Source organism: Streptomyces sp. bgisy159 (assembly GCF_965341775.1).
GTDB lineage: Bacteria > Actinomycetota > Actinomycetes > Streptomycetales > Streptomycetaceae > Streptomyces.
In genome coordinates this window covers 55,930-64,485 of sequence record NZ_CBDQZH010000042.1, presented here as the reverse complement: position 1 = coordinate 64,485, position 8,556 = coordinate 55,930, and the positions used below count along the sequence as shown (strand labels likewise).

Annotated in this window: 13 protein-coding genes; 10 read left to right on the top strand and 3 right to left on the bottom strand. The window is 70.3% G+C overall.

Translation table 11 applies throughout. From position 1 onward, the window contains the following. Positions 1–168 precede the first annotated feature (168 nt). From ACSLTV_RS29465 to ACSLTV_RS29455, 3 genes are read right to left on the bottom strand one after another with little or no spacing between them, the layout of a single operon-like run. Complete coding sequence (locus ACSLTV_RS29465; RefSeq protein WP_432139456.1) at positions 169–546, bottom strand: hypothetical protein; 378 nt, start codon at positions 544–546, stop codon at positions 169–171. Next, a complete protein-coding gene (locus ACSLTV_RS29460) occupies positions 546–974 on the bottom strand; it encodes an ATP-binding protein (protein WP_432139400.1) in 429 nt (142 codons plus the stop codon). The genes ACSLTV_RS29465 and ACSLTV_RS29460 overlap by 1 nt, the downstream gene beginning before the upstream one ends. Positions 975–1,020: 46 nt before the next feature. After that, complete coding sequence (locus ACSLTV_RS29455) at positions 1,021–1,452, bottom strand: NUDIX hydrolase (RefSeq protein ID WP_432139401.1); 432 nt, start codon at positions 1,450–1,452, stop codon at positions 1,021–1,023. A gap of 85 nt (positions 1,453–1,537) precedes the next feature. Here ACSLTV_RS29455 and ACSLTV_RS29450 point away from each other — a divergent pair, with 85 nt between their 5' ends. From ACSLTV_RS29450 to ACSLTV_RS29405, 10 genes are all read left to right on the top strand, one after another. Continuing rightward, on the top strand, positions 1,538–2,329 hold the full coding sequence (locus ACSLTV_RS29450) for a GntR family transcriptional regulator (protein WP_432139402.1): 792 nt from the start codon (positions 1,538–1,540) through the stop codon (positions 2,327–2,329). A gap of 170 nt (positions 2,330–2,499) precedes the next feature. Continuing rightward, positions 2,500–2,856, top strand: a complete 357-nt coding sequence (locus ACSLTV_RS29445; protein ID WP_432139403.1) for an SCO3933 family regulatory protein — start codon at positions 2,500–2,502, stop codon at positions 2,854–2,856. Beyond that, positions 2,856–4,232, top strand: coding sequence for an FtsK/SpoIIIE domain-containing protein (locus ACSLTV_RS29440; protein WP_432139404.1), 1,377 nt, complete (start codon positions 2,856–2,858; stop codon positions 4,230–4,232). Before ACSLTV_RS29445 ends, ACSLTV_RS29440 begins: the two co-directional genes overlap by 1 nt. Before the next feature lie 90 nt (positions 4,233–4,322). Further along, complete coding sequence (locus tag ACSLTV_RS29435) at positions 4,323–4,955, top strand: DUF2637 domain-containing protein (RefSeq protein WP_432139405.1); 633 nt, start codon at positions 4,323–4,325, stop codon at positions 4,953–4,955. A 15-nt stretch (positions 4,956–4,970) separates the two neighbouring features. Continuing rightward, positions 4,971–5,153 carry a hypothetical protein gene (locus tag ACSLTV_RS29430; RefSeq protein WP_432139406.1) on the top strand — a complete coding sequence of 61 codons (183 nt, stop codon included), beginning with the start codon at positions 4,971–4,973 and terminating at the stop codon, positions 5,151–5,153. Between the two features lie 2 nt (positions 5,154–5,155). Further along, entirely contained in the window at positions 5,156–5,347 is a 192-nt protein-coding gene (locus ACSLTV_RS29425; protein ID WP_432139407.1) for a mobile element transfer protein, read from the top strand. Positions 5,348–5,362: 15 nt separating this feature from the next. After that, positions 5,363–5,557 (top strand): hypothetical protein, encoded by a 195-nt coding sequence (locus ACSLTV_RS29420; RefSeq protein ID WP_432139408.1) that lies wholly within the window; start codon positions 5,363–5,365, stop codon positions 5,555–5,557. 225 nt (positions 5,558–5,782) lie between these two features. Continuing rightward, positions 5,783–7,063 carry a replication initiator gene (locus tag ACSLTV_RS29415; protein ID WP_432139457.1) on the top strand — a complete coding sequence of 427 codons (1,281 nt, stop codon included), beginning with the start codon at positions 5,783–5,785 and terminating at the stop codon, positions 7,061–7,063. Then, positions 7,056–7,295, top strand: a complete 240-nt coding sequence (locus ACSLTV_RS29410; protein WP_432139409.1) for a helix-turn-helix transcriptional regulator — start codon at positions 7,056–7,058, stop codon at positions 7,293–7,295. The genes ACSLTV_RS29415 and ACSLTV_RS29410 overlap by 8 nt, the downstream gene beginning before the upstream one ends. Further along, a complete protein-coding gene (locus tag ACSLTV_RS29405; protein WP_432139410.1) occupies positions 7,295–8,539 on the top strand; it encodes a tyrosine-type recombinase/integrase in 1,245 nt (414 codons plus the stop codon). Before ACSLTV_RS29410 ends, ACSLTV_RS29405 begins: the two co-directional genes overlap by 1 nt. The last annotated feature ends 17 nt before the right edge of the window (positions 8,540–8,556 follow it).

Here is an 8,556-nt window from a genome sequence, read left to right as displayed (position 1 = left end):
CTGCGACGTACCCCTTCTCTGACGTCAGGTGGCTGGTCTCTGTGCACGCGGCTCGGGCGCCGGCCGGGCTGGAGCGGGGCGGAGACATGAGCGCAGGCCCGGCCGGGGGCCGGGCCGCGCGCGGGGAGCGGAGCGAGCCGCACTTGAAGTCGTAAAGAAAGTTGTAACTCAGTCGGACGCGTGGGGCTTGAAGTCGTGAGCGCAACTCGGGAGTGCAACCTCTTGGCGGTGGGCCATCGGCAGGTAGATCACGGGTCGGATCGTCCAGGTGATGCGAGTGTCCTCGTGGGTCACTGACACCGTGCAGGGCTCCGAGCGCAACAGGGCTCGTCGCGTCTCGATGCGGCCGTCGTACAGCCATTCCCATGCGGCGTCGGACGCGTCTGCGTCGAGGGCCGGGGAGATTGTGCGGAGGGTGACTGCTACCCAGCGGTCTGCCTGGGGTGCCGTGTAGGCGTCGAGGGATGCGAGCAGTGCCGGCCGTCGTTGTTCGGTGAGGTCTTCTGTCCAGCACTCGCACCAGTAGCCGCGTCGGAGTTCCTTCATCAGCACGGGTGGCCTCCCCGCTGGGGCCCGGAGAACAGTTCCGCGGTGACCGTGTGGCCGTGGTCGCTGTCGTGGATGACGACGCGGTGTGCGAGGGCGCTGACCATGCCCAGGCCCCGGCCGTGTTCGGCGTCGTGGTCCTGGTGCTCGGCCTTGGGGGCGGTGCCCGTGCCGCCGTCGTCCGTCACGGAGACTGCGACCACCTGTGCCGAGACGGCGACGGCCAGGTGGAAGCTGCCGTGTTCCCGACCGCTGGCGGTGTGGAGGATCGCGTTCGCGCTCAGCTCGCTCACGATCAGTTCGGCGTCTTCGGCTAACGGGGAGCCGCGCAGGATGTCGCGGGTCCAGCGGCGGGCCCGGCTGACCTCTTCGGGGAATCCTGGGCAACTGAGCCCCCAGGCCCGGGCCCGGCTCGTATACTCGTGCATACAAGTTCCTTCGTGCTGGTAGGCCGCCATGTGCAGCGGGTTCGGGCTAGACGAGTTTCACGCCGTCGTGGGCGCGGACGGCCGGCGGGGACGCCGCGTCCATCGCGTCCAGGACGCGGATGGCGTACGCCTCGTCGGCAAGCTCGGTGACTTCGTCGCGGGTGGCCCAGCGCAGTGCGCGGGTCTCGCTTCCGGTGGTGGGCGTGCCGTCGGCGGCCTGGCAGCGGAAGACCAGGGAGACGATCAGGCCCGTCATGTTCTTGTAGACGCCGGTGAGGGTCGCGGGAAGTGCGATCTTGATGCCGGTCTCTTCGAGGACTTCGCGTTGCAGGGCTTCGGGGATGGTCTCCTCGCGTTCGAGGACACCGCCCGGCGGTTCCCACTTGCCGTTGTCCCGGCGCTGGATCAGGAGGGCCCGGCCGTGGTCGTCTATGACGACTCCGGCGACGCTGACGGAGTGCGGGCGTTCTGTGCTCACGTTCCTCGGCCCTCTCGGATGGCTAGGCTCTCCACCGTAGCAACAAGACTCGCCCACTCGTCTAGATACCTAAAGGAGTACACACGTGAGCCCTGCCCTTCCTTCGGGCCTGCTCGGTGATCTCGACCCCACGAGCGATCGTGCGGTCTTCCGGCAGATCGCCGACCAGCTGCGTGAGGCCATCGACCGTGGGCGATTCAGCGAGGGTGAGAAGCTGCCCTCGGAAGCTGAGCTTGTCGAGCATTACGGGGTGTCCCGGATGACCGTCCGGAACTCCTTCTCCGTCCTCCAGGGCGAGGGCCTGGTGCACGCCGAGCACGGCAAGGGCGTCTTCGTCCGGCCCCGGCCCCCCGTGCGGCGGCTGGCCTCCGACCGGTTCGCCCGGCGCCACCGCGAGCAGGGCAAGTCCGCGTTCATCGTGGAGGCCGACGCGGCCGGCAGTCACCCCAAGGTCGACAGTCTTGAGGTGAAGGAAGAGAAGGCCAGTCAGGACATCTCCACCCGGCTCGGCTCCGTACGGCGGGTGCTCGCCCGGCGGCGCCGGTACCTGCTCGACGGGCGGCCCGTCGAGTTCGCCACCTCCTACCTTCCGCTCGACATCGCGCGCGGTACGCAGATCGCCGAACCCAACCCCGGCCCCGGCGGCATCTACGCCCGACTCGAAGAGCTGGGTCACCGCCTCGACCACTTCGAGGAGGAGATCCGCGCCCGGATGCCCTCGCCCGCCGAGGTCAAGACGCTGCACCTGGCCTCCGGCGTGCCAGTGATCCACCTGATCCGGACCGCCTTCGACACCGAGGGCCGGGCTGTTGAGGTGTGCGACACCGTGATGGCGGCTGACGCGTACGTGCTGTCGTACCAGCTCCCGGCGACGTGATCGCGTGAGCGGCGGTGGTGCGCGGGGACGCTTCTCCGAACTCGTACACCCCAACAGGCATACTCGTATAGACGAGTGGGCAAGTTGTGTGGCAAGGTGATCGCCGTGAGCCCGCAAGATCGGGTTCACGGATCGCTACATGTATAGACGAGTAGATAGGAGCGTGTGCCTTGCGCACCATCCGCGTTGAGACCTCCGCCGCCACGATCCTCCTCACCGAGGCCCCGGAGCCGAAGATCCGCGACCGGCAGACCGGTGAGATCGCCAAGGACGCCGTCAGCGGTGAGGCGCTGATGACGATCGGCGTCGTCTACATCGAGGAAGGCGAGTCCTCGCTCATCAAGGTCACCGTCCCCGAGGGCGGTGTCTCCGAGGGCCTGGTCCTCGGCTCGCCCGTCTCGCTGCCGGGGCTGATCGCCCGGCCGTGGGAGTCGGTGTTCAACGGGCAGCAGCGGCACGGCATCGCCTACCGGGCCGCCGCCGTCACCCCGGCCGCCTTCCCGGCCGCCATGGGGGCCACCGCCTGATGACCGAGCTGACGACGTTCCTGGAAGTGGGTGGTCCCCTCGCCGCGCTCGGCGGCGGGGCCGCCTACGCCCGGGCCAACCACCCGGGCCTCTACTGGTCCACGGTCGGCGGTCCGATATCCACCGTCCGCCTCCTCAGCTCGTACGCCTCCGTCATGGAAGCCTGCGGCCTGACCGTGGCACCGTCCCGGCTGCGGGTCCTCGCCGTCAAAGCCACCACCCGGCGGGAGATCCGGCCCGTCCCGCCCCGGCGGGGCATCATCCGCCCCACCTCGACCGGCCTGCGGCTGCGGCTCCGCCTCGCTCCGGGGCAGGAACCCGCCGACATCGCCGCCTCGGCCGAACGGCTGCGGCACGCCTGGGGCGTCCACGCCGTCTACGTCCACCCCGTCAAGCCCGGTGTGGTCGAACTGCGGCTCGTCGGCTTCGACGTGCTGCGAAAAGTGCGCATGCCGCGCAAGACCGGCGGCGGGTTCCTCAAGGTGCCGGTCGCGCTTCGGGAGGACGCCACTCCCTTCGTACGCGACTACCGGACCGTTCCCCATCAGCTCACCCTCGGCGCCACCCTGTCGGGCAAGTCCATGTACCTGCGCCACCTCATCGCCGGACTCGCCCCGCAGCCCGTCGCCCTGGTCGGCATCGACTGCAAGCGGGGCGTCGAGCTGGCGCCGTTCGCACCCCGCCTCTCGGCGCTCGCCACCGACCCCGACGAGGCGGCCGAACTGCTGCCCGCGCTGGTCAAGGAAATGGAGGACCGATACGACCTGATCAAGGCCCGGCAGGGCATCGCCCCCGGCACCCCGGACGAGGAGATCACCTCCGACATCTGGGGCCTGCCCGACAGTGAACGGCCCGTGCCCGTCGTCCTGTTCGTGGACGAGGTGGCGGAACTCTTCCTCACCGCCACCCGCAAGGACGAGGAACGGCGGGATGAGATGGTCACCCAGCTCATCCGGCTCGCCCAGCTCGGCCGCGCGGCCGGCATCTACCTGGAGGTGTGCGGACAGCGCTTCGGCGCCGAACTCGGCAAGGGCGCAACCATGCTCCGCGCCCAGCTCACCGGCCGGGTCTGCCACCGCGTCAACGACGAAGCATCCGCCAAGATGGCCCTCGGCGACATCGCCCCCGAAGCGGTCATGGCCGCCTGCGCCATCCCCGCCGAACGGCCGGGCCTCGCCGTCGCGGGCGACACCTCCGGCGGCTGGTCCCGCATCCGCACCCCGTACCTCTCCCTCGGCGCCGCCGCCGAGACCTGCCGCGAGTCGGCCCACCTGGTCCCGGACCTGCCCGCGCTCAAGCCCTTCCGGCCCGACGTGCCCGCACGCCCCGCCGAGACTCCCGCCCCGGTCGTCCTGCCGCGACCGGTCACCGACTGACCTCCACCCCACCCCTCACCCCGCTCGGCGTGACCACCTCGCGCCACGTCCCTACCCCTCCCATGCCCGAAACCGAAAAGGAGCCGCATCATGCGCGCCCACCTGACCCGCGTCGACGCGGTGTTGGTCCAGGCGCTCATCGCCGCCGCCCTGTCCTTCGCCCACCTCCACGACGTCGCCATGGCGGCCGGACAGGACGGATGGAAAGCGTGGGCCTACCCGATCAGCGTCGACCTCCTTCTCGTCGCCGCCTGGCGCCGACTGCGCTCCGGCAACACCAAAGCCGCCGCTTGGTGCTGGTTCGTCATCGCCCTCGCCGCCTCCCTCGGCGCCAACGTCGCCACAGCCGGCCTCCTCGGCCTCGGCAACGTCCCGGCCTGGCTGCGCATCCTCGTCGCGGGCTGGCCCGCCATCGCCTTCCTCGGCGGCACCCTCCTCGCACACACGGCACCCAAGACGGCCCAGGACGGCGCGGCCAACGACGACCAGGCGGACGAGACCGAGACCGAAACGGCCGCCGAACCGCCCGCCCAACCCGCCGCCATCGAAGCGCGCCCGGCATCCCCGTCCGTCCCCGTACCGGCCGCCCTGGTCGATCACGCACGCAAGGTCGCCGCCGAACACCGCACCCGCACCGGTACCCCGATCGACACCCCGACCCTCCGCGCCCGCCTCGGCGTCCCGGCCCCCCTGGCCGAAGCCATCGCCGCCCAGCTCACCTGACCACCAAGGAAAGACATGCCTCTCTGCTTCAACACAGCCGCTGACTACCTCGAAGCGGCCCGCGAGATGGCCGCGACCGGTCGGACGACACTCGCTCGACTCCTCGCCGAAGAAGCCGCCGACCGGACCTCGGACGCCGAGGAAACCGCCCGAATCCTGCGCGAGTTCCCCGGCCCCAGCCTGCAACAGGAGGGCTGACCATGCCCGCACCCAGGCGATTTCACAACGTCACCCGCATCGGCCCCGTCCAGGTCGGCACCGCCTACGACCACCGGGGCCGCGAGAAGCACACCGCCGCCTGCACCGCCCCGCGCTGCGGCTTCTCCGCCGACTACGACAGCCGCGCCGCCGCCGAACTCGCCGCCCGCACCCACCGCTGCCCCATCCGCTGAGAGGACCCGCACACCGTGACCGTCAGCCTGCCGCTCGTCGCCGTCCTCGGCTTCTTCGCCTGGGGAGCGGTCAAGTTCCTCGGCGTCCGCCCCTGGATCGTCGTCCTGATCACCCTGTTCGGCTTCTGGCTCTCGCACACCTTCCTCGCCCCCGCCATCGAATCCGGCACGCGCTCCGGCGTGGACGTCATAAACGGCTCACATGACTAGACGAGTAGATAAGGAGATCGCCGCCGTGGTCCTGCGCTCCCTGCTGCGCGAGCACAAACGGCGCTGAACCGCGCCGACCCCTGGGGCGGCCATGACACCGCCAAGCATCCGGCCGCCCCAGGGCCCATCCCTCCTGACCGATCCAGCCAGAAGGAGACAGCCATCTTCACCCGCACCACCCCGCCCCCGCTCCCGGAACTCAGCAGACTCGCCCAACACGGCACCCTGCCGGGCATCCTCCGGCAGCTCTCCGGGCTCGGCGGCTGCACCAACCCCATCCGCCTCGACGGCCACCGCACCGAGTACGACATCGACACCACGACCGGCGAGATCGGCCGAGTCCTCCAGCACCTCGACTCCTCCGCCCTCCCCGCCGGCCAACTCCTCGTCCGCTGCAACAACCGCCGGACCACCCGATGTGCGGCCTGCGCAGAGGTCTACCGCCGCGACACCTTCCACCTGATCACCGCCGGACTCCGGGGCGGCAAGGGAACCCCCGAACACGTCGCCACCCACCCACGCGTCTTCGCCACCTTCACCGCCCCCGGCTTCGGCCCCGTCCACAACCGCCGCACCGACGGCCGCCCCTGCCGCTGCGGCACCCACCACGACCAGGACGACCCCGCCCTCGGCACCCCCCTCGACCCGGACACCTACGACTACGAAGCCGCCGTCCTCTGGAACGCGCACGCGGGCACCCTCTGGCGGCGCTTCTCGACCTACCTCCGCCGGGAGGTCGCCAAGCGTGCGGGCCTGACCCAACGGTGCCTGCGCGACCACGCCCGCGTCTCCTTCGCCAAGGTCGCCGAGTACCAGAAGCGCGGAGCAGTCCACTTCCATGCGGTCATCCGCCTCGACGGCCCCGGCGGCGGCGACACCCCGCCCCCGAGCTGGGCAACGGCAGACCTGCTGACCGACGCCATCCGGGCCGCCGCAGCCAAGGTCCGCGTCGACGGCCCGGTCATCGACGGCCGCGCCCACACCTTTGCCTTCGGCAGCCAGCTCGACGTCCGCCCGATCCGCTCCGCCGACTTCAACGACGGCCAGGAACTGACCGAGCGAGCCGTCGCCGCCTACATCGCCAAGTACGCCACCAAGGGCGCCGAAACCGCGACGGGCGCCCTCGACCGGCCACTGAAGTTCGCCGCCGAACTGGCCCAGCTCGACATCAGCGACCACGCCCGCCGCCTCATCCGCACCGCCTGGACCCTCGGCGCCCGCAAGGACCTCGAACACCTCCGCCTGCGCGCCTGGGCCCACATGCTCGGCTTCCGCGGCCACTTCTCCACCAAGTCCCGCCGCTACTCCACCACCCTCGGCGCCCTCCGCGACGCCCGCGCCGAATGGCGGCGAGCACAGGCAGGCGCCAACGGACCCACCACCGAGACGACGTACGTCCTCGCCCACTGGGTCTTCGCCGGCACCGGCCTCTCCGACGTCGAAGCCTGGCTCGCCGCATCCCTCGAACCCGCTCCCGGAACGGAAGGAGAACCCACCCATGGCTGATCGACGCCGCGTGTCGGCCGAAGTAGCCGCCGCACCGCGCGCCTTGCCCACGCGGTTCCTGACTCCTGACGACCTGGTGGAGATGTTCGAGCTGCCGAGCGTCGAGACGGTCTACCAGTGGCGCCGCAAGCGCACGGGTCCGCGCGGATTCCGGGTCGGCCGGCATCTCCGCTTCGACCCGGACGACGTCCGCGCCTGGGTGGAGTCCCAGCTCAAGGGGGCCGCTGCCTGATGGCTGGACACATCCAAGACCGCTGGTACAAGGAAGAGAAGGGGCCGGACGGCAAGACTCGCAAAGTCAAGACCGACCGCTATGGCACGGGCATGCGCTACCGCGCCCGCTACATCGGCCCGGACGGCACCGAGAAGTCCAAGAGTTTCCCCGACCGTCAGAAGCGGCTTGCCGAACAGTGGCTCTCGCAGACCGAGACCGACATGGCGCGGGGCCAGTACATCGACCCCCGCGCGGCCCGGATCACCTTCCAGCAGTACAGCGAGAAGTGGGTGACCCACGCGCCGGACCCGAACACGCAGGCGTCAATGGAGTCGCAGCTTCGCTTGCACGCCTACCCCTACCTGGGGTCGCGTCCTCTTGGGTCCTTCCAGCCTGCTCACATCCGTGACTGGGTGAGACAGCTCCAGGAGAACGGCGTACGTGGCTCGTACGCCCGGACGATCTACTCCAATGTGCGGGCGGCTCTGAGCGCAGCCGTGGATGACGGGCACCTTGCCCGGAATCCGTGCGCTGCTCGATCGGTCCGGCCGCCCACCGTGGACAACAGGCGCATCGTCCCTTGGACGCCGGAACGGGTCTTCGCCGTCCGCGCCGGCATGCCCGAGCGGTACCAAGCGATGGTCGACCTGGGAGGCGGCTGTGGGCTCCGGCAGGGCGAAATCCTCGGCGTCGCCGTCGACGCGATCGACTTCGCTTCGGACACTCTCCACGTGGTCCAGCAGCTCAAGCTGAGCCGCAGCAAGCCCGTGTTCGCCCCGCCGAAGGGCGGCAAGCTCCGGGACGTACCGCTCCCCGGTCCGGTCGCTGAAGCACTTCGGGCCCACATGAAGCGATTCCCGCCGGTAGAGATCACCTTGCCGTGGAAGGTGGCGGACGGGCCTCCAGTGACCAAGCGGTTGATCTTCACCGGACCGCGCGGCGGGCACGTCTGGCGCACCTCCCTCAACGAAGAGGTGTGGAAGCGTGCACTCGCCTCGGCCGGGGTGATCCCCGAGCGGAAGCCCGGCCAGTCCTACGCCGAGTCCCGCGAGAACGGCATGCACGCGCTCCGCCACTTCTACGCCTCGGTGCTCCTGGACGCAGGAGAGAACATCAAGGCTCTCGCCGAGTACCTGGGGCACTCGGACCCCGGCCTGACGCTCCGCGTGTACGCCCACCTCATGCCGTCGAGCCAGGAGCGCACCCGCAAGGCGGTCGCCGCCGTCTTCGACACGGCCCGGTCGGACCCCTCCAGCACCTGACGGCCCAGAGACGGCCC

Coding starts and splice junctions, on each gene's coding strand:
- ACSLTV_RS29430 (WP_432139406.1), top strand. CDS start 4,971: ATGCCTCTCTGCTTCAACACAGCCGCTGACTACCTCGAAGCGGCCCGC.
- ACSLTV_RS29435 (WP_432139405.1), top strand. CDS start 4,323: ATGCGCGCCCACCTGACCCGCGTCGACGCGGTGTTGGTCCAGGCGCTC.
- ACSLTV_RS29465 (WP_432139456.1), bottom strand. CDS start 546: ATGAAGGAACTCCGACGCGGCTACTGGTGCGAGTGCTGGACAGAAGAC.
- ACSLTV_RS29425 (WP_432139407.1), top strand. CDS start 5,156: ATGCCCGCACCCAGGCGATTTCACAACGTCACCCGCATCGGCCCCGTC.
- ACSLTV_RS29410 (WP_432139409.1), top strand. CDS start 7,056: ATGGCTGATCGACGCCGCGTGTCGGCCGAAGTAGCCGCCGCACCGCGC.
- ACSLTV_RS29405 (WP_432139410.1), top strand. CDS start 7,295: ATGGCTGGACACATCCAAGACCGCTGGTACAAGGAAGAGAAGGGGCCG.
- ACSLTV_RS29460 (WP_432139400.1), bottom strand. CDS start 974: ATGCACGAGTATACGAGCCGGGCCCGGGCCTGGGGGCTCAGTTGCCCA.
- ACSLTV_RS29440 (WP_432139404.1), top strand. CDS start 2,856: ATGACCGAGCTGACGACGTTCCTGGAAGTGGGTGGTCCCCTCGCCGCG.